Genomic DNA, 23733 nt, shown 5'->3' on the forward strand with positions numbered 1-23733 from the left:
GAAGATACAGCTAATAGCTTTTTAGTAAAACATTAGTTTGCGTAGGGTAAAAGCAATTACTGTTACAGCGCAGACAACTACAAACTGTCCCGGCAATGGATAAAAAGAGTAATTAATTATACCTTGAAAAAGGGATAAGCCATAATTTACTTTCCAGTTCAATAATTGAGAGATAATTAGATAGCTTAACCCAGCGAGATGAATACTTAACAAGCCAAAAAAACAACTCAAGGCTAGAAATTCCAATTTTGGTTGTCTGCGAAAAGCGAGATAACCACAAACCCAAGCACCAGGGATAAAACCTAGTAAGTATCCAAAGGTGGGTTGTTGAAAATACTCCAAACCACCACCTCGATCAAAGACTTGAAACCCCATTAAACCAATAACCAGATAAGCAATTTGGGATAGCGCCCCAGCATTTTTGCCACCCAAACAGCCTACAAGTAATACTGCACCAATTTGGTAGGTAACACCCACAGAGTGAGTATTAACTCCTTGTTGACTCCAACTCCAAGGAAAGTTGATGATATAGGCTTCCAGAAAGTTACCACCAATGGTGAGCAGCAAGCCAATAATTGCCCACAAAATTTCATTGGGAACAGACACATTACTAAATTTTAGTAGTTTACGGCGAGAACTTCGGGGCAAGGTGCGATCGCTTTTGATTAATAAAAGCTGTGCTAATTCCGTACTGTAGTTAAAGTTACGTTAAACCAATAGTTTAGTGAATCCAAATAACTACAAAGGCACAGAAAAATTCTAATTTATGGGATTTCTCTGTCTGAGTATATAGCTGGTATTGGCTCAGTGGGATATTCACCAGGAATAGGTGCTTCTCCACCAGTTAGACCAAGGGATTCTAACATAGCATGATCTTGGTCTGGAGGTTGTCCTAGTGTGGTGAGGTAGTGTCCAATCAGCATGGCGTTAATGCCTGCTTTTAGTCCTAAAGATTGGAGTTCACCCATGACAGTTTCCCGTCCCCCAGCATAGCGAATGATTTGGGTTGGCAAAAGCAAGCGGAAAATAGCGATCGCTTTTAGTGCTTCAAAAGGATCGATTTTGTCAACTTCTTCTAATGGTGTGCCACTTCTGGGATTAAGTAAGTTAAGTGGTACAGATTCTACTTCTAATTCTCGCAGCGCCAAAGCTAGATCTACTCTGTCTTCCCAACTTTCGCCCATGCCGAGAATACCACCAGTACAAGCTTGAATTCCGGCTGACTTTAGGTGCTTAATAGTTTCAACGCGATCGCGCCAACTATGAGTTGTAACTATTTCTGGGAAAAAGTTTTCTGATGCTTCTAAATTATGGTTATATCTAGTCACACCAGCATCTTTTAAAGCTTGTGCTTGTTCTGGTGTTACTTCTCCCAAAGCGCAACAAGGCTTAATATTAGTTTCTGTTGTAATCAGCCTTACTGTTTCAAGGATGCGTTCAAATTCCCCTGATTTCGGGCTGGAATATTTAGGGCCACGTCCTTGACTGACTAAGCAAAATCGAGTTGCGCCAGCTAATTCGGCAGATTTTGCTTGAGTAAGAATTTCTTCAGTAGACTTAAGACCATAAATCGGCGAATCTTCCGCCGGATGGTGTGCTGACTGAGCGCAGAAGCCACAGTTTTCTGAGCAGTTGCCAGATTTGACATTTATAATGCTGCACAAGTCTACAGTATTACCACAACAGCCTTTGCGTACCAAATCGGCAGCTTGGCAGAGTAGCAAAATGTTGTCAGTACCTTCAATTTTGGTGAGTGCGATCGCTTCTTCTCGATCCAGGCGCTTCCCAGCAATAATCTGTTCAGCAAGATTTAACAGCCACGCTTGCACTGACTGGTCAGACTCACACAGGAAATCAGAGCTTGTCTGATTTCCTGAAGTTGATAATGGCGCTTGAACCACGCTTCTTCCTCTAATTGCAGTTCGCGATTTCTAATCACAGTCTCCCATGAATACGCTGCAATTACCAAAAACTACGGTAATATAGCTAGAATTTTATACCTGCTAAGTAGCTGTGGGGAAATAAACTTAACGTCATAAGTTGGTCATTGATCATTGTTAATGGTTCTGACGCTACTACTTAAGTGCAGTTGATGCTGATCACCAATTGTTTACAAGTTATTAACCTTTTCTTTACACTCTCTTTACGATTAACCTGTATGTTCGTATAGGCTCCCCCGTAAAAATACTCTAACTTGATAGCAATGATTTTCCGTATTAATCTGCTTAATCCATCTCGTCTAGCTACCTCAATTTCGTTGGTAGCACTCACAGTCGGTTTGGCTGCTTGTGGTGGTGGACAGGGCGGTTCGGATAATACTGCCACTAACAATAATGCTCCTAATGCAACTCCAGGCAAACTAGACTTAGCCCAAAATGTCTCGCTAACTGGTGCAGGTGCTTCTTTTCCGTCTCCTATATATCAGCGTTGGTTTTCAGATTTTAATAAAAAATATCCCAAAGCTCAGATAAATTATCAGTCAGTCGGTAGCGGCGCTGGCGTAGAACAGTTTACTGCTGGGACTGTAGACTTTGGAGCTAGCGATGTCGCTATGAAGGATGCAGAAATCCAGAAAGTAAAACAGGGAGCATTATTGCTGCCCATGACGGCTGGTAGCATTGTGTTAGCCTACAATCTCCCCAGTGTTGAAAGTGGATTGAAGCTACCCAGAGCAGTTTATACTGATATCTTGCTAGGCAAAATTAAGACTTGGAACGACCCTAAAATTACTGCTGCTAACTCTGGCGTTAATTTACCTAATTTACCCATAACCGTTGTGCATCGTTCTGATGGTAGTGGTACTACAGGTGTGTTTACCCAACATCTCAGCGCCATTAGTCCTGAGTGGAAAAGCAAGGTGGGAGACGGCAAGACTGTCGATTGGCCTGTCGGTGTTGGTGCTAAAGGTAATGAAGGCGTTACTGCCCAAATCACCCAAACTGAAGGCTCAATTGGTTACATTGAGTACGGTTATGCCAAGCAAAATAATGTGAAATTTGCTGCATTGGAAAATAAAGCAGGTAGCTATGTTCTCCCTAGCGAAGAATCGGCATCTAAAACATTAGCAGCAGTAAAACTGCCGGAAAATCTGCGAGCATTTATTACAGACCCCGAAGGTCAAGACTCCTATCCAGTTGTTACCTACACTTGGTTACTTGCTTATAAGCAATATCCTGATGCTGCCAAAGCCAAAGCTTTAGAAGCTATGATTGAATACGGCTTAACTGAAGGACAAAAGAATTCTTCAGAGCTAGGTTATGTACCCCTGCCCCAAAACGTAATTACTCAAGTAGCTGCTGCTGCCGATCAAATAAGCCCAGACTATAAAATTGAGGTAGGTGGCGCAACTGCCACTAAATAGCAAAACCAGAAACGTTCCAAATCGCCTAAAGCTTGTTTTTAAGTGACAGGAAGTAGTGCTAAGAACGTACTTAGGTTCGCTCCCACATTGTTCAAAAGTATGTTCTTAAATTTATGACTTTAGAAGCTAAGGATGCTAAACCAGCAATTCAACCTCCATCAAAGTTTGCACAATCATTTGATCGAGGTTTTATTTGGGTAACTCGGCTCTTTGCAGTAGGAGTTGCTGCTATCTTGCTGTGGATAGCAGTGCAGGTTGCTATTGCAGCTTTACCTGCAATTAGTGAGTTTGGTTTAAGTTTTCTAGCTTCTAGCACTTGGAATCCCGTAAATGAGGACTACGGGGTGCTTGCTCCAGTTTATGGAACTTTGGTGAGTTCTTTTATAGCTTTGCTTCTGGCTGTACCAATTGGAGTTGGCACGGCTGTCTTACTTAGTGAGAATTTTTTGCCGCCAAATGTGCGTTTGGTGCTGGTATTTTTGGTAGAACTACTAGCAGCTATTCCCAGCGTTGTTTATGGTTTGTGGGGAATTTTTGTTTTGATTCCCTCATTAAAGCAACTAGGGGGATGGCTGCATAGTAATTTTGGCTGGTTACCTATTTTTAGCACGCCTCCTTCAGGCGCAAGTATGCTGCCTGCTGGATTAATTCTTACTATTATGATTTTGCCAATTATCACGGCTATCTCCCGCGATGCTTTAATTTCCGTTCCTCCTGAACTCAGACAGGCGGCTATTGGATTGGGGGCAACTCGTTGGGAAACAATTTTTCAAGTAATTATACCTGCTGCTTTTTCTGGCATAGTTAGTGCTGTGATGTTGGCGCTGGGGCGGGCGATGGGTGAAACAATGGCTGTGACGATGGTGATTGGAAATTCCAACAAGATTAGCCCTTCACTACTAGCACCAGCTAACACAATTTCTTCGCTGCTGGCAAATCAATTTGCTGAAGCTAGTGGTATACAAGTAGCAGCACTGATGTATGCTGCTTTAATTTTGTTTATTTTGACGCTGTTAGTTAACATCCTGGCTGAGTTAATCGTGATCCGCATGAGGCGGCTATAATTAGCTCTACTTCATAAAACATACGAGGAGACAGAGGGGCAGAGGAGGCAGAGGAGGTAGAGGTAGTTCAAAATTTCCCTTTTATATTTTCTTTAATTAATTAGGTTGACCTAATTAGTAAATGAATCCAATTTCTAGATAATAGGTGTAATTTGTTAAATTTATGAGGCATACCAGCCAAGAGCAGAATTCTTCGGGTTTTCCAGTTGGGAGTTTGAATCGATCTGCAAGTTCTCCCCGAACACTGTTTAGTATTTTAATGACTGTATTAGCATTTATTTGTACTGCCTTGGCTATTTTGCCTTTGGTAGCAGTACTTTATTACCTAATACTCAAAGGGTTTGGCAGCTTTAGCCTCAAAATTTTTACTGAATTGCCGCCACCGCCAATGGTGGCAGGTGGTGGTATTGGTAATGCGATCGCAGGTACAGTGATCATGGTGGGGATTGCTGCTTTGATTAGTATTCCCTTTGGCGTACTAGCAGCGATCTATATGACTGAGTTTAGTACTGGTAATACGTCTCGCTGGATTCGCTTTGCTACCAACGTTCTTAGTGGTGTTCCCTCAATTATTGCTGGGGTATTTGCTTATGGGTTAGTGGTTGCAACATTTAAATCTTTTAGTGCGATCGCAGGGGGATTTGCTCTGTCAGTGCTGATGTTACCAATTATTGTCAGAACTACTGACGAAGCTTTACAGTTAGTGCCACAAGAACTTAGACAGGCAAGTTTAGGGCTAGGAGCAAATAATTTTGAAACTGTATCACGGGTAGTTTTACCTGCGGCTTTACCTGCAATTGCTACTGGGGTGACATTATCCATCGCCCGCGCATCTGGTGAAACTGCACCTCTACTGTTTACAGCTTTGTCTTCACAGTTTTGGCCTAATAGTGTATTCGCCCCGACTCCTTCTTTGGCAGTTTTGGTTTATAATTTTGCAATTGTTCCTTTTAAAAATCAGCAGGATCTCGCTTGGGCTGCTGCTCTAATTCTGGTGCTGCTAGTGCTGATTACAAGCATTTTTGCTCGTTGGGTAACTCGTCAAAAAGTTTATTAATCTTGAAGGTTCCCTTCTTAAGTTTAACTACAGCAAGCTAAAATTAAGAAAAGTAAAAATGTCAAATCTTATACCTCCGATATAAGATGGATATGGTAGTTAAATCGCACATCTATCTTTGTGCAGAATTTCTGAGATTTAAATTTGTCAAGTTTTGCTTATCCTAAATCTACTTGGGATTGACTCTGATTGTCTGTTTTAAGTGCTTTCCCGTCCCAATGCTGCGAGCGTCAATTTAAAAATTGACTTACAAGTAGCTGTGCTTGTCCAAACTATTGCTGTGGACAAGTCAATTGAACCCAAACTAAAAAATTATTTATGTTTTTGACCGATCACTTTCCCAATCACGCTGAAACTGTTTTAAGTGCCAAAAATCTCAATGTTTACTACGGTAAATCTCTGGCGTTACGGGATGTTTGCATAGATATCCCTAAAAATAGCGTAACGGCGTTTATTGGACCTTCTGGCTGTGGTAAGAGTACGTTGATCAGGTGCTTTAACCGTCTCAACGATCTGATTAGTAGTTTTCGGGCGGAAGGTAAAGTAAATTACTTCGACCAAAATCTTTATGCGCCTACTATAGATCCGGTAGAAGTGCGGCGGCGGATTGGGATGGTGTTTCAAAAAGCCAACCCTTTTCCTAAATCAATATATAACAATATTGCTTTTGGCGCACGTATTAATGGTTACAAAGGCGATATGGATGAGTTGGTAGAAAAATCGCTACGACAAGCAGCATTATGGGATGAAGTTAAAGATAAACTCAAGGACAGTGGTTTAGCTTTATCTGGTGGACAACAGCAACGTTTATGTATAGCGCGTGCGATCGCTGTTCAGCCGGATGTATTATTGATGGATGAACCCTGCTCTGCTCTCGATCCCATCTCGACACTAAGAATTGAAGAATTAATTCATCAACTCAAAGAGCAATACACAATTGTCATCGTTACGCATAATATGCAGCAAGCTTCTCGTGTGGCTGATTTAACAGCATTTTTTAATGCAGAAGTCACAGAGAAGGGACAAAGGTTTGGTTATTTAGTTGAGTGCGATCGCACAGAAATAATTTTCCAAAGCCCTAAAGAACAATCTACACAAGCGTATGTAAGCGGTCGTTTTGGTTAATTTCGGGCTAACTTTAGCATATTTATCTAGTAGCGAGCGATCGGCTTTCTTGCCACCAACGCTAGACAATTGGTGGCTAGTTTTTTATTTTAGGGCTTTGTCAGGTCTCAAGCCAATGTGATGCAGAATACATACTTTGCCTAAACTATAAATCTTAGTAAAAATGGTACAATAGCTTGCTATTTATCAATAAATTAATTTTTTTGATCCGTACACCATCAATCCAAGCTAGGATTAACTTTAATTTTGAATTTTTGTGTCATTAAAAAAGAAAAATGCTTATGAAGCGCTACTTTTCACGCCTGATTGCCCTAGTTTTAGTGGCGGTAATTGGCTTAATGGGCTGTTCTAGCAATTCCCAGGTGATGACGGGAGATTATCGCCAAGATACCTTAGCTTTATTGCATAGTATGAGAGCAGCGATTGAATTGCCAGAAGGTGCAGCAGAGCAAGCGGCTGCACAGGCTCAAGCGCGTCAAGATATCAATGATTTTGCCTCTCGCTACCGTCGAGATAGCTCTGTAAGTAAGCTTAGTTCTTTTACTACAATCAGAACAGCTTTGAATTCCTTAGCTACTCAATATACTTCCTATCCCAATCGTCCTTTGCCACAAAAACTCAAGGAGCGTTTAGAGCAGGAGTTTGAGCAAATAGAAGCTGCTCTCAAGCGTGGAACTTAACCGCAAAGGTTGCCAAGATTAATTCCTGAATTGATCGCAAATTTTAGGGGTTTGATTAATCAAACCCTTCTTTGATAGTTAACACCATTTTATAGCAGTCTGCATCGTCAGTTTTCCTCAAAGGATTTGTTAACCAAAAATTTCAAAATAATGAATGTCCGCGCCCTATCTAGCTACAGCGATACCAAATACAGTATTAGAGGTTAAGCTAACGGGAACATTTACTAGCCATAAAGCAATCAGATAAAGAAACTGTTTCAAAAGTCTGGTAATGGGGAAAAGGTGAAACAACTATATATAAATTGAATTTTGAGATTGATGCCAGTAAAACCAGCAAGAGAATTAATTGCACTGCTTTTATTTACAGAGATAGTAGAAGATAGTTATCTTTTCAATAGAAGATATTCCCTCAACTTGGTGTTTGATAATCGCGTGCTGAAACAATTTGATGGTAGTGATGAACCTTTATAAGAGTTATTTATTGATGTCTACAGGTATATCAAAAAGTTTGACTAAACAGCGATTTATGGAAGCATCCCTCAAGATTTTACCTTCAGCCCAACGTTTAAATCGTAGTTTAGTAGCCGCGCTATTGACGAGTAGTATGTTGACTCAATGCTGGTTTCCTAAACCTGCCTCAGCACAAACAACTACATATTGCCGATTTACTCAACAGGCGATTTCTGAAAAAGAAAACTTACTTAAGGTGGCGTTAAAAGGCAACCAAGATAATCAAAAACGCTATAAAACCCTTTTAAAGCAACACGCCGAGGACTTGCGCCAGTGCCGCAGTCAAACTTGGCCTAATACCCAGGCTACTTGGGTGCGGCTTTATCCGTGTGATAGTCGCCCTGGTGCGATGGATAAGTTGCTCGATCGCATTGTTAATATGGGTTATAACAAAGTTTATGTAGAAGTTTTTGGTGATAGTCAGGTTTTGTTGCCCGCCGGAGACAACCCTACGCCTTGGCCTTCTGTAGTCCGCACTCCTGGTAGTGAAAAAGTTGATTTGTTAGCGCAAGTCATCGAAAAAGGACGTGAGCGAGGTCTCCAGGTCTATGCTTGGATGTTTTCGATGAACTTCGGTTATACTTATGCTCTCCGCCCTGATAAGGACTCAGTGCTTGCTCGCAATGGCAAGGGGCAAAAGGCTTTATTGTCTTTTTCAGATGGGATGCAAGTATTTATCGATCCCTACAACGTACAAGCCAAAAAAGACTACTATCAGTTGGTGCAGGCATTTGTGAAACGTCGTCCCGACGGGATTTTGTTTGACTACATCAGATATCCTCGTGGTGAAGGAACTGATTCTGTAGTTACCAAAGTACAGGATTTATGGATTTATGGTAATTCTGCCCGACAAGCTTTATACGGCCGAGCATTGAATTATAAGGGGCGAGTGCTAATTGAGAGATTTCTAAATAATGGTGTCATTACAGCAGGTGATATTCAAGCGGTTGATCAACTTTATCCCCAAGAAGGATCACCAAGTTGGCAAGGTCGCAATCCGCCACCTAATGAAATGCTGGCAACTCCTGCACAACGTCAACCTCTACTGCAATGGGAACTTTGGCAATTAAGTGTTGCTCATGCTGTTCAGGGAATATTGGACTTTGTGAATTTAGCAATGCAACCAGCACAGAAGCAAGGGATAAAAACAGGGACTGTGTTTTTTCCAGAAGCTAATCAGGGTGTTGGTCAAGTAGGGTATGATTCTCGACTTCAACCCTGGGAAAGATTTTCTAGTAGCATTGAATGGCATCCAATGGTTTACGCTACCTGTGGTAATAGCAATTGTATTGAGGATCAAGTCAAGCGAGTGTTAAAACGCGCTCCTGCTGGCACAAAGGTGGAACCAGTGCTTGCTGGGATGTGGGGCAAGTCTGTGAATAATCGTCCATCGCTAGAAGTGCAGATGCAAGGTATTCGTCAAGCAACGCCACAAGTTAATTCTTTGAGCCATTTTGCTTTTTCTTGGCAAGATCCCGAATTTGACCGCGAGCGCAAAGCTTGTCGATTGTAAGCTTTTGTGTTTCGCGCGTTTTCTGTTTTAGGGGCAGAGGGGCAGAGAAGGGAGGAGAGGGGGTAAGAATGTTTGATAACTTTTCTCTCAACTAAAAATGTACAAATTAAATGCGCCTTAGCTTAGTACCTGGATGGAAATCAACATAACAATGGCTGGTGATTGATAATTGTTAATTGTTAATTGTTAATTGTTCATTCGCTGCCTTAAGTTTGTAGTAAAAATCTGGTACGTCTGCTGAAGGGCTAAATTGATCAATGGGACGTTTTCTTACCTCCCAACGCTCCCAATCTGCTTGATAATTAAGTGGGCAACTGGCAGGTTCTTCGGCTGAATCTAGAGGGCTATTAGTACTTGCTAGCTGTTGGGTCAAGGAATCAACAGCTACATCATTATTAGAGCTTTCTAAAACAGCCGATGACACTGCTTTCTCGGAGGAAAATTCGGATTCTGGCGTTGATGATGTCGAATCAATTTCATCAACTTGTTCACTTAAAGCTACAGGCTCAGACAGTACCTCTGATATAGTGTCAATGTTATTTTCTGCTACTGATGAAGCATCGGAAAATACCGCCAGATTGTGGGGAATTTTGCGACCAATAAGACGCTCAAATTCCCCATTAAAGTGAGATTTTGGGAAACCACGCCGATTCCAAGTAGCTAAAATTTGCTCTACAGAAACAGCTTTGTAACGTCCCTGATATAATGCTTCAATTACCGCAAGACGCACCCAGCTAGATTTATAGTTATGGAGCCATGCTCGCACTAATTCCTCAGCCTGATACCCGCGCAGATCAAAGCAATATTGAACAAGCAGTGCGATCGCGTAAGCAGTACTTGCATCTTGGGTTAACTGCGTCATTAGACCTCAAAGCACCAGAATTAAGAAACAATATAGGCAGAGTTAATAGCAGGCAAGCGTCCAATACTAACTAATGCCTGATAAATCATTGCGGCTGATAAAGCTCGTGTCGTTTCCATGTTTGGGTTAAGTTGCCCTAATATAGGATGGTTGACAACTAAGCTTTTTTGTGTTGCAGCAGCCACTGTAGATCTAGCATAGCTAGGAATGGCATCACGATCTTGATAACGGTTTAAAAATTGTTCATTCCCTTGAGGTAATGACAGTGCATTTGCTAAGGAGACAATCATTTGCACTTTTAGCACATTTTGGTTGGGACGGAAGGTTTGATCTGGAAATCCAGACATAAATCCTCCGCGATAAGCTTGTTGAATTACTGCTGATGCCCAAAAATCAGCCGCAACGTCTGTAAATTGAGTAGGTGGTAGTTTAGCAGAGGGATTAAAAATTGTCACTAATAAAGATGCTAATTGAGCGCGAGTGAGTTTTTCTTCCGGTTGGAAGGAACCATCTGCAAACCCTCTCATAAAGTTTTGGTTGGTTAGTACCCGAATGAAATTTTCTGCCCAGTGTCCTTGGATATCTGTGAAGGTAGGTAGAGAGGGATCAGCCGTGACAATGTAAGGAGAAGCGATCGCAGTTTCTTTTCCTGTTGCTACTAATGCTTGGACAATTAATGCTGCTACCTCGCCACGAGTCATATCCCGCATAGGTTCGAGCAGATTTAGCTGGGGATAATTTACCACCAAACGTTTTTGAGTGGCGATCGCAATTCCATTAGTAGCATAGCTGGGGATTTGGGCGCGGTCTTGATAGAAAGACAGCAAATTTAGATTACCGCCAGTTAATCCTAAACCACTTGCGATCGCGGCGATCGCTTGTACTCGCGTGACATTTTGTGCTGGTCGAAATGTTTGGTCAGGAAATCCATAAATAAACCCCATCTGAGCAACCTTTTGAATCGCTTTTGCTGCCCAAAAATCACTTTTGACATCTTTAAATACCACAACATCGCGCTTAATTAATGGCAAATCAAAAGTATTAAAAATCATTGCCGCAAACTGCGCCCGATTAATATTAGCTTGTGGCTTGAAAGTGCCATCAGGAAAACCATTTACTAAACCACGATTTACTAATCTTTGGATAAACAATTCCGCCCAATGACCAGCAATATCACTAAATTGAGCGGGACCAACTGCAAAAGCACCCACTTCAGCCGCAATAAAATCTACTTGTCCTTGTACACTAGATGGATTTAGCTGATTTCCCGCCGAAACTAACTTAAAAGTTGTGGAATTTTGCAGATCAACTTGACCATTATCTCGTAGGATATTGCCTGCGGCATCTTGACGACTACCCAAATCTGGGCGTGCTTCCTCAGTAACAACCAAACCAGCTATAGTATTTTTTTCAATTAAATTGCGACGAAATACTGGTCGCACTTGCCTAGATAAAACAATACCAGTGCTATTACCCGTAATTTTATTATCTGAAACTAAAGGAGCAGCTTGATCGCCGATAGCAATGGCATAACCTGTTTTTTCCAACACATTTCGGCGTACTTCCCCTTTAGCATTACGCACTAAAGAAAGACCTCTAGCAGCATTTTGGAAAAACCGATTATCAATAATTATCGGTTTACCCGTCCCTGTCACCAAAACGCCCTCACGCCCACAAGCTGTAAATGTATTATTAGCAAGGGTGACGGAAGTTGATTCAATCCACACCCCAGTTCCAGTAGCATTACGATTAGTTACCGTTACTCCTCTTAACTGGGCATTCATCTCTAGTCTGAGCGTAATATTTTGGCTACCCAGAGTCGGGCTAACATATTGCCCACTACCTTCAATGACAATACCCTTGCCTAAGTTCGGTTCATTGCCTAAAACCATTACTCCAGCAGGAATAACTATGGGGAAAATTTCACCAGTAGCAGTATTGTAAGTGCCAGCAGCTAATTGAATTGTCGTTCCAGAGGTAGCTAGACTAAGTGCTTTAGTGAGGCTTTTCAAAGGGGCGGTTAAGTTACCTACTCCAGTATCCTTACCTGTAACAGGGTTGACATATAAGATCGATTGAGCCATATAAAAGTATCAATTTATCAATAGGACTTACGCATTTTTACCAAATATTTAGGCTTTGGGGACTGGGGGCTGGTGTTGTGTGACTGGAAAAAAACCTAATTTTTCAAGCTTTAGGGACGCTTAACTTTTTTAATCTGCGTAAAACCTGACCTCCTGCAACAAATACGTCACACAAGCTTCATAGTTGAGTAGTATCTTGAAATAAATTGTCAATGGTGTTGAGAAGGATAAATAATAACTGATGCAGGTCAACAAAAATAACCAGATTTTTCAATCAGTTAAGTCTACAATCAATATTTGGCTGATCGCTAACGCCTTAATACAACTTGCTTTTTTTCGTGCATCAAAATGATTGAAGTTGAGCATTTAAGCAAAACCTACGGCTCGACCCCAGCTATTCAGGATCTTACCTTTTCTGTGGCTCCAGGGGAAATTTTAGGATTTCTAGGACCGAATGGAGCGGGTAAAACCACAACTATGCGGATTTTAGCTGGGTATTTGCCAGCTAGCAGTGGGACTGCGCGGATCGCAGGTTACGATGTTCACGAAGATTCTATGGCTGTGCGGCGTAGAATTGGTTACTTACCGGAGAATCCGCCTTTATATCCAGAAATGACTGTCGAGGAATTTCTGAAATTTGTCGCGGGGATTAAAGGAGTAAGAAGACGCGATCGCACCACCAAAGTTAACTCAGCTATTGAGCGTTGTAATCTACTCGAAAAGCGTCATGTCCTGATTCGCAAGCTTTCTAAAGGCTTTAGACAGCGTGTGGGGATAGCTCAAGCGATCGTCCACGATCCACCAGTGATTATTCTAGATGAACCTACCGTTGGTCTTGATCCTCGGCAAATCATCGAAGTACGCCAGTTAATTAAAAGCCTTGCTTCTGACCATACAATCATCCTCTCTACCCATATCCTGCCAGAGGTCAGTATGACCTGTAGCCGTGTAACTATTATCAATAAGGGTCAGGTTGTTGCTACTAATACTCCTGACAATTTGATGGCACAATTGACTGGAGGATCTGGTTATGAAATAGAGGTAGATGGTGAACCTCTAGCGCTCCAAAAAATGCTCACGGTTTTGCCTGGAGTAAGTGTGGTTGAATTAGTTCCAGCTAAAGATTTACCTGAAAATCGCTGTTTAATTCGTGTGATTACACAACCAGGAGCAGAGCCTGGTCGGGATATTGCTAGTTTGATTATTAAGGCTGGGTTAGGGTTGTATGAGATGCGACGCACTTTTGCTAGTCTGGAAGATGTCTTTTTAAAACTGACGCTAGAGGATAAAGCTGTTCAAAGCCTCAACGGAGAGGGATTTTAGTGACAGTATTTTCCTTTGCAGAGGAGACAGGGGGAGATCGAGATCAGAGTGTTCATAATAAGAACATTTGCACCTAATTCCGCATATACCCGATTATGGTAGATGTTTAGGCATCCATAATTATTTACCTTCCCAGTAAAAAATGGGGTAAAACTTAGGTTTTTATATGGATAATTTAACCGGGTTTTTTGTGATTTTTTACTTAGCCAAATTTAGTTATAAATTTACAATCTAAAATTAATATGAATGTCATAATTGCTAACATTTTGGCGATTTATAGAAAAGAATTGCAAGGCTATTTTGCTTCACCACTTGCTTATGTAGTGGCGGCTGTTTTCTGGCTGCTATCTGGCTTCTTTTTTGTAGCGATTCTGCTTGGACCAGAAGGTATTATTCAACAAGCTGCTTTGAGAGATTTACAAGGACAACAAGTTGAATTTACGCCTCCTTTAGATGTACCTTATGAATTTTTGCGAATTTTCTTAGGCGTGATGGGATCGCTGGCTTTATTTGTGCTGCCAATTCTCTCAATGGGGTTGTATGCTGAAGAACGCAAGCGCGGAACTCTAGAACTATTGGCAACGTCCCCTCTCACCAACTGGGCGGTAGCTGTGGGAAAACTCTTAGGAGTGCTAACGTTTTTTATCACAATGGTACTACCGTTATTACTGTATGAAGCGATCGCCTTCAGTGCAGCAAAACCATCAATTCAACCTGGTGTACCAATCCTCGCCCATTTAGGCTTGATTTTACTAGCAGCAGCCGTTTTATCTTTAGGAATGTTTATTTCTTCAGTAACTGATAGCTCGATTTTAGCTGCATTTATGACGTTCTTTTTAGTTTTAAGCTTATGGATAATTGATTTGATGGCAAAAAGTATCGGCGGTCCAATAGGAGACGCTATCAGCCATTTATCTTTACTTAAACATTACAACAATTTAATCCAAGGTGTCTTGGATACAAGTAGCTTGATTATATTTGTTAGCTACATTGTTTTAGGCATATTTCTCACAGCACAGTCTATCGAAGCACTTCGTTTCCAACGCTCATAAGTAACAATTAACAATTACTAAGGATTGATAATTGGTAATTGATAATGGATAGCTAATGTCTAATATGAAAACCATCACTAAAAATCGGCAGTATTTAGAATATCTTTTTTTGTTAGGGCCAATCTTGTGCATTATGGGATTAGTGGCTCAATATGTCTCTGGTACTAGGTCGCTAATTCCCTTAACTTTGTTAATTACTGGAATAGTAATTATAATTTTGTGGCTGTTTATAGGCAGCGCTGCACGCAAGTTTTGGGGGCGTAGATCTACTCAAGTAAGTACAAATGCTATAGTAGCAACCTTGGCAGTTCTGGGAATTTTAGCTTTGATTAATTTTCTGGCTGTCCGTCATGCAGTGCGTTTGGATTTAACTGAAAATCAACTGTTTACTCTCTCACCGCAGTCACAACAAGTTGTCAAGTCTTTGCAACAACCTGTAAAACTATGGGTATTTGAGAGTAACCAAAACCCAGCAAATCGAGAATTGTTAGAAAATTACCGTCGATCTAGTTCTCAATTTAGCTTTGATTTTGTTGATCCTGAACTGAAACCAGGAGTGGCGCAGCAGTTTGGAGTGAAATCTGCTGGTGAAGTGTATGTAGAATCTGGAAAAAAGCGGCAGTTAGTGCAAAATTTACAGCCAGGAGATTCACTTTCTGAAGCTAAGGTGACTAATGGGATAACGCAAATTTTTAGCGATCGCCAAGCTAAAATATACTTTCTACAAGGACATGGTGAACGTCCCTTAGATTCTGTACAAGGTGGAATTTCTCAAGCTATTAGTAGGCTACAAGATCAAAACTTTACGGCTCAACCACTGAATTTGGCACAAAAATCAGCAATTCCTACAGATGCGGCTGCGGTAGTTGTAGCGGGTGCAAAACGGGCGCTATTTCCAGGGGAAGTAAATGCTTTAAAAAATTACTTGTCTGGGGGTGGCAGTTTATTAATAATGGTAGACCCGAAGACAGATCTGAAACTGGATAGCTTACTGCAAGAGTGGGGAGTTAAGTTAGATAATCGGTTAGCGGTTGATGCTTCTGGAAAAGGACGTTTAGTAGGGTTAGGTGCTGCTACGGCGGTAGTTACCCAGTATAGTCAGCATCCAATTACTAAAGATTTCGGTAATGACATTTCTTTTTATCCCCTATCCCGACCAATAGAAATAACTCCTGTCAAAGGAATTGAGCAAACTCCTTTGTTGATCACAGATAATCAAAGTTGGGCAGAAAGTAATTCAGAAGGGGAACAATTAGAGTTTAATGCAGATAGCGATCGCCAGGGACCATTAACTCTAGGTGTGGCGTTGGCAAAAACTAACTCTACTCCATCAGCAACTCAGGCTAATCAAGATACTACCTCTTCACGCTTGGTTGTCTTAGGTAATTCAGAATTTATGACTAATGGGTTATTTGAACAGCAACTCAACGGAGATGTTTTCCTGAATTCAGTAAGCTGGTTAAGTAAACAAGATCAACAAGTTCTTTCCATTCGTCCCAAAGAAGCCAAAAATCGTCGGATTAATCTGACTCCGCAGCTAGGACAATTATTAACTTGGACGGCTCTGTTAATTATCCCTTTAATTGGGTTTACGACAGCAGGGATGATGTGGTGGAGACGGCGTTAAGTTCGCTGTTGTGTTTCGCGCATTTTATATTTTAGGGGGAGAGGAGGGAGGGGAAGAGATTTTGCTTTATTCCAAATTTACAAGCCTATTTGCGCGTTAGCTTAAGTATGAGTCATCAGTTATTGTTAATTGTTAATTGATTTATGAAATTGCAGTGGACAACTTGGATTTTAGTACTCTTAGCTTTAGGTTTGGGGGGATTTGTTTATTTCTCTGAAATGAAACCAGCGCGACAGCAAGAAGCAGCAACCATTAAAGAACGAAAAATATTTGATTTTGATAAAGATCAAATCCAATCTTTTACTATTAAAACCCCAGAACAACTGCTGAAATTTGAGCGAGTACAGCAAGCTGGAATTGAATTTAGTAAATCTCCTTGGCAAATGAAATTTCCTGTTGATAAACCAGCTAGCGATCCATCTGTAGCTTTTTTACTAAACTTGTTAGTAAGTGCGAAGAGCGATCGCATATTAACTGTCGCGGCTGATGAGATTCAGCAATACGGGCTAGATCAACCCCAAGCAATAGTAGAAATTAAGCTAAAAAATCAGCAAACCCATCAGCTAATTTTGGGTAAGTCTAACTTTAACAATACTTTTCTCTATGCTCAAGTAGACCCGCCTACGGACAAACCACAACAACGTCAGTTGGTACTATTAACTAAAGACCTTGAAAATGCTGTAAAACGACCGTTACCAGAATGGCAATCAAAGCCAGCTTCTCAAGATAAGTCTCAAACTAACAGTAAAAAATCTACACCTGAGCAGCCAAAACTAATTATCCCTTCACCTTAAAAATTAACAATTATCAATTAAAAATTCAATGATATTGCTCATAAATGAAGTTATGTAGTAATTAGCTGGGTGGAAATAAAAGTAACATTCCGGTGAGTTAATTATCCTTGAAAAGGTTATATCAACTGCACTCATAACCCATAATTCCTACCCAATGAACCAACCTTGATAATTGATGTTTAATTACTCCCAGCTACTTAATTGTTAATTGTTCATTGTTTCTTGAAATACGCTTCCATAACTTTAAGAACCATTGGCGCAGCAATTTTACCGCCGCCACCATTAGCACCTTCATGTTCACCAAAAGCCACAACTACAATCTCTGGTTTCTCAGCAGGTGCATAGCCGCCAAACCAAACGTGAGGTTCTCCAGGGGGAGCTTCTGCTGTGCCACTTTTACCAGCCGTAGTAGGAAGAGTTGGTGAATTCAAAGCTGCTCCAGTACCACCGTCTACCACTGCTCGTAGTCCTTGGCGCAATACTCTGATTGTCTGTGGTTTTAAATTTAAAGACTCTCGCCACTGTTTAGATTCCTCATCATCCTTCAGTAGGTGAGGCTTAACCCTATAACCGCCATTAGCAGGTACAGAAAACATCACTGCTTGTTGTAGCGGTGTCGCCTGTAAAAAACCTTGACCAATAGACATATTTACCGTGTCTCCAACAGTCCAAGGCTCTCTTAAACGCTTACGCTTCCAAGTTTCATCTGCCACTAAACCAGCAGCCTCTTCTGGTGCTAACTCTATTCCGGTTTTTTGACCAAAACCATACTTATGAGTCCAATCAATCAGCGTTTGTCCTCCAATTTCCTTACCAACTTGATAAAAGAAAGTATCACTACTCCATTTCAGCGCACCTGCAAATCCTAGAACACCGAATCCGGCATGGTTCCAGTCAGCAAACTTTCTCCCAGCAATAGTCAGCGAGGCATAGGTTTGTAGCCTTGTATTTTCCGAAAACTTGCCCGATTCTATCCCCGCCGTTGTAGTAATAATTTTAAAAGTACTAGCAGGTGGAAATCCCCGTATAGCGCGGTTAACAAATGGATGGTCTTCACTTTGTATTTTCTGCCAAGTTTCTGGTGTAATCCTCTTGGAAAAGATATTAGGGTCAAAAGTTGGACGACTAGCCATTGCTAGAATAGCGCCATTTTGGGGATTCATTGCTAAAATTGCACCTTGGCGATTTCCTAATGCTGCCTCGGCTGCCTTCTGCACATCCAAATCCAGGGTTAAGTGAACATCTGTGCCTGGTTTAGACTCTTTCTGACCTAAAATTTTGACTACCTGTCCCGAACCATCCACCTCTACTTGTTGCCCACCCCATTCTCCTCGCAGTTGTTTCTCAAAAGCTGCCTCTACACCCATCTGACCCACAAAATCACCCAAGCGATAACCTTCAGAGCGACGTTTAACTAGCTCCTCAGTACTCATTTCACCTGTGTAACCTAGTACGTGAGCCGCTAAATCTCCATTGGGGTAGCTTCTGATTGCTTCAATATCAACTTCTACGCCATCGAGGTCGTTACCGTATTCTGCTAACGCTGTGATTTGTGCAGGGGTAATGTTCCGAGCAAGGCGTACCCTCATACTAGGGTTATAACCAGCTTTTGCCAGCAGTTGGGTAATCTCCTCTTCCTTCATATTCAAAACTTGGGAAAGACGCTCCTTGGTTTTTTGCCAATCTGGTTGCTTGGGAGCCATTGGCCAAAGAAAAACTGAGTAAGTTAAGCGATTACCCGCCAGAAGTCTGCCCTTACGATCTAAAAGGTTGCCTCGTACAGGTAGCTTGGGAATAAGACGAATGTGATTATCTTGTGCTAACTCACGGTTTTCTTGACCCTGAATAATCTGTAGGTAGGCTAGACGAGCGCCAATTCCACCCATCATGGTGAGGGTGACAATTAACATCAAGATCAAAGGCTTGTTAGTACGTCCAACATTAAGGGTAGACTTTTGACCCCTATCTGAGGAAGGCTGCACAAAGGTCATAAGTAGTTGTTACTGTATTTATTACTGGGAAAACAGACGGCAGGAGGAATGCTTTTATCATTACTTCCACCTAGTTAGTCGATGGGTTGATTACCGATTGAGCTATGTGAAGTATTTATTCATCCTTTAAGACATACCATCCTACATTGCTATTAGACGGATAAAATAAACCAAAGTCCACTTAGACACCTCTGGCGTTGCCATCTAACATTAGAAATAACTCATAAATTATAAATACGCCATTAGTTATGTTGGGTATAACTCAAAAATATTTGGGGCATCTACACTGCCAAGGGTCATTATGTCTTTAACTTCTGCACAAAAACAATTGTATCCTGAAACCACTGCTGAACTAGATATTGAACTTCGTAGGGTTTTCAAAGTCTTTAACGGAGAAACTGCCGTTAGGGGTGTTGACCTAGAAATTCATCGCGGAGAATTTTTTAGCATTCTTGGCCCTTCTGGTTGCGGTAAGACTACCACCCTGCGATTAATTGCTGGGTTTGATTCGCCGTCAGCAGGAGAGGTGCTAATTCAAGGGCAGTCAATGAATCATGTCCCGCCCTATCGACGACCTGTAAATACGGTATTTCAAAGTTACGCTTTATTTAATCATTTGAATGTTTGGGAAAATATTGCCTTTGGGTTGAGAATTAAAAAGCTCTCAGCATCGGAAGTAGAGTACCGTGTCAAAGAAGCCCTGAAGTTGGTGAAAATGGAAGCATATACTCATCGGTTTCCATCCCAAATGTCAGGGGGACAGCAACAACGGGTTGCTTTGGCGCGGGCGCTAGTTAACCGACCTACTGTTGTTTTGCTAGATGAACCTTTGGGGGCTTTGGATTTGAAGCTTCGCAAAGAAATGCAAGTAGAACTTTCTAATTTACATCAAGACTTAGGGGTAACTTTTGTGATGGTTACTCACGATCAAGAGGAAGCTCTTAGTCTTTCCGATCGCATTGCCGTGATGCGGGCAGGTAAAATTGAGCAAATTGGTACTCCCACTGAAATTTATGAACGCCCTCGGACTCAGTTTATTGCTGATTTCATTGGTGATACCAACTTGTTTCAAGGACGTATAGAAGCAGCCGATGCTTCCTCACTCGAAATTGTGACTAATAATAATTTAAGAATTGTAGTTGAGCCATCAGATCACAGGGATCAGAATGTTAGCACTCATGAAGTCTCTGTAAGTGTACGCCCAGAGAAAATCAACTTGAGTCTATCTGCGCCAGCAACCAGTGTCAATTGTTTTGAGGGACGGCTGAAGCACGTGATGTATTTGGGGACTCATGTTCATTATGTAGTGGAATTGCTTACGGGCGATCGCTTAACTGTTCGACAACTAAATACAAATGGTAGTTTGTTTGAACCCCACACTCCCATCTATGTTTATTGGGAAGCTAAAGATTGTTTGGCTTTAAAGGATTAATTCCAAATAATGTCTAGTTTTGGATTGAGAATTTCAACGCTTAACTTAACATCCTTCACTGAATACTCTTAACCTTTAGAATGATAGAAAACTGTGCCTTCTACTGTATACAAAAAAGCTCTAATTAACTCTACACGACGTAGATTTATCCAAACCTCAGCAGCAGCTTTATCGGGGCTGGCGCTGTCTAGTTGCGGTTGGACACTTGCTCAGGTGCGTTCAACTCCTACTAATGCTGGGCGTGGCGATAACAAGTTGTTATATATATACACTTGGGCTGGCTATACAGATGAGGATTTACTTAATCGCTTCACTCAGGATACTGGCATCAAGGTGATTGCTGATGTCTTTGATTCCAACGAAGCGATGTTAGCCAAAATTCAAGCTTCTGGAGGCGGCGAATACAGTATTATCTACCCTTCTGACTACATGGTGCGGCAGATGGTGGAGTTGAAGATGCTGACTGAATTAGACCACTCGCGTTTACTGGGTCTTGACCAACTATTCCCCAAATTTCAAAATCCTACTTACGATCCAGACAATCGCTACAGTGTACCGATGACTTGGGGTACTACAGGTTTAATTTACAACACAACTAAATTAAAAAATCAACCGCAAGATTGGAACTACCTTTGGGATCAGCAGAAGCAACTTTCTCGCAAGATGACGTTGCAAAATGATCTGCGGGAAGTTATGGGAGCAACGCTGAAAATGTTGGGATACAGTTATAACTCAACAGATCCACAGCAAATTAAACAAGCTTATGAAAAGTTAGCACAACTTAAACCGAGCATCGCGTCTTTTACTTCTGATGCTTGGCGGAGTCAGATTTTAACTGGGGATTTGCTGGTAGCTATGTGTGTTTCCTCAGATGCTAATGATTTAATTCCAGAAGCAGAAAATTTACAATATGTGTTGCCGCGCAGTGGTTCTTCGTTATGGACAGACACGCTGGTGATTCCCAAAACAGCCCCTAATCCAGAGGCTGCTTATGCTTGGATTAACTATATGTTGCAACCAGAAGTGACTGCGGCAATTTGTCAAAGGTTAAGTTTTGCTACGCCAAACAAGGTGGCATTCAATTTGTTACCACCTGATGTACGGGATAATCCTGTCTTATTTCCTCCCGAATCATTGCTGGCAAAGTGTGAAGGTATTGCTCCTTTACCAGATAAAGTTAAAGAAATTTATGAAGCATATTGGACTAAATTAACCAGCAGTTAGTAATTATATTTTGTAGTAACGGGTTTAAATAAGTTTTTTGTAGGATACATAAATATAGGTGAACCCACCCATACAATTAGATTTATTTATCACTACCAGTACAAATGAGCCTAATTGTTAATTGTTAATTGATTATTGTGTCTACCCCAACTTCTCCTTCTTCTATCCCTAATTCCACGCCATCTGATGACGTTAATGAACTGCTGGTTACAGGCAAAGAACGTCGAGGGTTTAAATGGTTGGAACCATTAATATTGCTTGCCCCAGGTGGGCTATGGTTGGCGCTGTTGCTAGTAGTGCCTGCTTTAGTAATTTTCGAGTTAAGCTTAGTGCCTAATATTCGTCCAGGGGATGTGGTTAATCCTACTGGATTGGCAAATTATACTTTAATTTTTCAACCAATTTATTTGCAGGTATTAGGGCGATCGCTCTTTTTTGCCTTGGGTACAACAATCGTTACTCTATTATTAGGTTTCCCTGTTGCTTATTGGCTTGGGCAAATGGCTCCTAAGCAGTGGCGAAATTTATTAGTATTAGGGTTTGTTTTACCTTTGTGGACTTCTTCGCTGTTACGTTCATACGCTTGGATTACAATTTTACGCCCTACAGGTGTGCTTAATTCGTTTCTTACAAGTCTGCATTTACCGACTGTAGAGTTACTTAATCAAAGTACGGCTGTGTTTATTGGTATGGCTTATAGCTATCTACCTTATATGGTGTTAATTCTCTACGCTTCTGTGGAGAAATTAGATCAACGTTTGTTAGAAGCTTCAGCAGATTTGGGCGCAAATCCGATTCAAACTTTTTGGAAGGTGACTGTTCCCCAAACAATGCCAGGAATTGCTGCTGGATCTTTGCTGGTATTTATTAATACTTTGGGTGATTTTGTTGATCCTGAATTACTTGGGGGTGCATCTAGTATGACGGTTTCTAGATTAATTTATAACCAGTTTTTGGGAGCAACACAAAACTGGGGTTTTGGTTCTTCTTTGAGTATGATATTAATTTTTGCAGTAAGTGTGGCGATCGCACTACTGATTAAATATGGTGGTGATGCTACGCCTCAACGTTAACGCGATCGCATCTAAATTATTAGGTGAGAATTGATGACAGTTACAGTGGATAATCAGCAGGAGGAAATACCATTAGAAATGTTGCAGTCAAAGAATAAACCTCGTCCCTCCTGGCAGGTAATTTTTACCTTGCTGATGTTCTTTTATATGTACCTGCCGATCTTGGTACTAACGTTTTATAGTTTTAATGAATCAGCATATAGTGCTGGTTGGCAGGGATTTACTTTAAAGTGGTATCAAAAGTTATTCAGTGATAGTCGGATTCTAACAGCACTACAAAATAGCTTGATAGTAGCTATTGGCGCGGTAGCTATTTCCGCAGTTTTGGGAACTTTGATGGCTGTTGGGTTAGCGCGTTATCGGTTTACTGGTAAAACTTTGTATCGTGGTGTTTCTTATTTACCTTTAATTATTCCTGATATTGCGATCGCAGTTGCTACTCTAGTATTTTTAGCCTCAGTCGGCATACCTCTAAGTATTTGGACAATTGTAGCTGCTCATGTAGTGTTTTGTATTTCCTATATTGCTTTAGTTGTTTCTTCTCGAATTAATAATATTAATCCTCATTTAGAAGAAGCAGCACTAGATTTAGGCGCTACACCTGTACAAGCTTTTATTCAAGTTTTACTTCCTGAATTGATGCCTGCAATTATCGCTGGTTGTCTATTAGCTTTTGTGTTAAGTATGGATGACTTTTTAATTGCTAGTTTTACTGCGGGGACGGGTTCAACAACGTTACCGCTAGAGATTTTTAGTCGTATTCGTACTGGGGTAAAACCAGATATCAATGCGCTTAGTGTATTTTTAATGGTTTTATCAGGTTTAGTCGCTTTTATTGCAGAAGTAATTAGATATCGTGGTGAGCAAAAGCGTTCTATTTAGTAAAAAGAGTGATTTCAAGATATTTTTAACCACAGATGAACACAGATAAACACAGATAAATTTAGATGTTTAATAAATC

At 41.1% G+C, this 23733-nt stretch carries 20 protein-coding genes; 15 read left to right on the forward strand and 5 right to left on the reverse strand.

Features of this window, described 5'->3' with window-relative positions; genetic code table 11:
• Window positions 1-21: 21 nt before the first annotated feature.
• Together CRI9333_RS14995 and bioB are read right to left on the reverse strand one after the other, a co-directional pair.
• Window positions 22-606, reverse strand: coding sequence for a biotin transporter BioY (locus CRI9333_RS14995; protein ID WP_015204011.1), 585 nt, complete (start codon window positions 604-606; stop codon window positions 22-24).
• A 158-nt stretch (window positions 607-764) separates the two neighbouring features.
• Window positions 765-1901 carry a biotin synthase BioB gene (bioB, locus tag CRI9333_RS15000; protein WP_015204012.1) on the reverse strand — a complete coding sequence of 379 codons (1137 nt, stop codon included), beginning with the start codon at window positions 1899-1901 and terminating at the stop codon, window positions 765-767.
• A 302-nt stretch (window positions 1902-2203) separates the two neighbouring features.
• Here bioB and pstS point away from each other — a divergent pair, with 302 nt between their 5' ends.
• From pstS to CRI9333_RS15030, 7 genes are all read left to right on the forward strand, one after another.
• Window positions 2204-3361 carry a phosphate ABC transporter substrate-binding protein PstS gene (pstS, locus tag CRI9333_RS15005; RefSeq protein ID WP_015204013.1) on the forward strand — a complete coding sequence of 386 codons (1158 nt, stop codon included), beginning with the start codon at window positions 2204-2206 and terminating at the stop codon, window positions 3359-3361.
• A 113-nt stretch (window positions 3362-3474) separates the two neighbouring features.
• Window positions 3475-4425, forward strand: coding sequence for a phosphate ABC transporter permease subunit PstC (gene pstC, locus CRI9333_RS15010; protein ID WP_015204014.1), 951 nt, complete (start codon window positions 3475-3477; stop codon window positions 4423-4425).
• 163 nt (window positions 4426-4588) lie between these two features.
• Window positions 4589-5482 (forward strand): phosphate ABC transporter permease PstA, encoded by an 894-nt coding sequence (gene pstA, locus CRI9333_RS15015; protein ID WP_015204015.1) that lies wholly within the window; start codon window positions 4589-4591, stop codon window positions 5480-5482.
• 318 nt (window positions 5483-5800) lie between these two features.
• On the forward strand, window positions 5801-6607 hold the full coding sequence (pstB, locus tag CRI9333_RS15020; protein ID WP_015204016.1) for a phosphate ABC transporter ATP-binding protein PstB: 807 nt from the start codon (window positions 5801-5803) through the stop codon (window positions 6605-6607).
• A gap of 281 nt (window positions 6608-6888) precedes the next feature.
• Window positions 6889-7287 carry a photosystem II protein Psb27 gene (psb27, locus tag CRI9333_RS15025; protein WP_015204017.1) on the forward strand — a complete coding sequence of 133 codons (399 nt, stop codon included), beginning with the start codon at window positions 6889-6891 and terminating at the stop codon, window positions 7285-7287.
• A gap of 318 nt (window positions 7288-7605) precedes the next feature.
• Window positions 7606-7758: a hypothetical protein gene (locus CRI9333_RS26805; RefSeq protein ID WP_015204018.1), complete on the forward strand. Its 153-nt coding sequence runs from the start codon at window positions 7606-7608 to the stop codon at window positions 7756-7758.
• Between the two features lie 13 nt (window positions 7759-7771).
• Entirely contained in the window at window positions 7772-9310 is a 1539-nt protein-coding gene (locus CRI9333_RS15030) for a family 10 glycosylhydrolase (protein ID WP_015204019.1), read from the forward strand.
• Window positions 9311-9482: 172 nt separating this feature from the next.
• On the opposite strand, the gene CRI9333_RS15035 is transcribed toward CRI9333_RS15030, so the two are convergent.
• Together CRI9333_RS15035 and CRI9333_RS15040 are read right to left on the reverse strand one after the other, a co-directional pair.
• Window positions 9483-10172, reverse strand: a complete 690-nt coding sequence (locus tag CRI9333_RS15035) for a hypothetical protein (protein WP_015204020.1) — start codon at window positions 10170-10172, stop codon at window positions 9483-9485.
• Window positions 10173-10192: 20 nt separating this feature from the next.
• Window positions 10193-12256: an S-layer homology domain-containing protein gene (locus CRI9333_RS15040; protein ID WP_015204021.1), complete on the reverse strand. Its 2064-nt coding sequence runs from the start codon at window positions 12254-12256 to the stop codon at window positions 10193-10195.
• A gap of 348 nt (window positions 12257-12604) precedes the next feature.
• On the opposite strand from CRI9333_RS15040, the gene CRI9333_RS15045 reads away from it, so the two are divergent.
• From CRI9333_RS15045 to CRI9333_RS15060, 4 genes are all read left to right on the forward strand, one after another.
• Window positions 12605-13579, forward strand: a complete 975-nt coding sequence (locus tag CRI9333_RS15045; RefSeq protein ID WP_015204022.1) for an ABC transporter ATP-binding protein — start codon at window positions 12605-12607, stop codon at window positions 13577-13579.
• A gap of 242 nt (window positions 13580-13821) precedes the next feature.
• On the forward strand, window positions 13822-14631 hold the full coding sequence (locus CRI9333_RS15050; RefSeq protein ID WP_015204023.1) for an ABC transporter permease: 810 nt from the start codon (window positions 13822-13824) through the stop codon (window positions 14629-14631).
• A 64-nt stretch (window positions 14632-14695) separates the two neighbouring features.
• Window positions 14696-16258: a GldG family protein gene (locus tag CRI9333_RS15055; protein ID WP_041226070.1), complete on the forward strand. Its 1563-nt coding sequence runs from the start codon at window positions 14696-14698 to the stop codon at window positions 16256-16258.
• Window positions 16259-16401: 143 nt separating this feature from the next.
• Window positions 16402-17052 carry a DUF4340 domain-containing protein gene (locus CRI9333_RS15060; RefSeq protein ID WP_015204025.1) on the forward strand — a complete coding sequence of 217 codons (651 nt, stop codon included), beginning with the start codon at window positions 16402-16404 and terminating at the stop codon, window positions 17050-17052.
• Between the two features lie 212 nt (window positions 17053-17264).
• Here the strand turns inward: CRI9333_RS15060 and mrdA are convergent, their stop codons facing one another.
• Window positions 17265-19043, reverse strand: coding sequence for a penicillin-binding protein 2 (gene mrdA, locus CRI9333_RS15065; RefSeq protein WP_015204026.1), 1779 nt, complete (start codon window positions 19041-19043; stop codon window positions 17265-17267).
• 301 nt (window positions 19044-19344) lie between these two features.
• Here mrdA and CRI9333_RS15070 point away from each other — a divergent pair, with 301 nt between their 5' ends.
• The 4 genes from CRI9333_RS15070 (at window position 19345) to CRI9333_RS15085 (ending at window position 23654) form a co-directional block, all read left to right on the forward strand.
• A complete protein-coding gene (locus CRI9333_RS15070; protein WP_015204027.1) occupies window positions 19345-20475 on the forward strand; it encodes an ABC transporter ATP-binding protein in 1131 nt (376 codons plus the stop codon).
• A gap of 93 nt (window positions 20476-20568) precedes the next feature.
• The gene (locus CRI9333_RS15075; protein WP_015204028.1) at window positions 20569-21699 is read left to right on the forward strand and encodes an ABC transporter substrate-binding protein; all 1131 of its coding nucleotides are present in this window, start codon (window positions 20569-20571) and stop codon (window positions 21697-21699) included.
• A 131-nt stretch (window positions 21700-21830) separates the two neighbouring features.
• Window positions 21831-22772, forward strand: coding sequence for an ABC transporter permease (locus tag CRI9333_RS15080; protein ID WP_390370106.1), 942 nt, complete (start codon window positions 21831-21833; stop codon window positions 22770-22772).
• Window positions 22773-22805: 33 nt separating this feature from the next.
• Entirely contained in the window at window positions 22806-23654 is an 849-nt protein-coding gene (locus tag CRI9333_RS15085) for an ABC transporter permease (protein WP_015204030.1), read from the forward strand.
• The last annotated feature ends 79 nt before the right edge of the window (window positions 23655-23733 follow it).

The sequence above is a fragment of the Crinalium epipsammum PCC 9333 genome (assembly GCF_000317495.1).
Classification (GTDB): Bacteria; Cyanobacteriota; Cyanobacteriia; order Cyanobacteriales; family PCC-9333; genus Crinalium; species Crinalium epipsammum.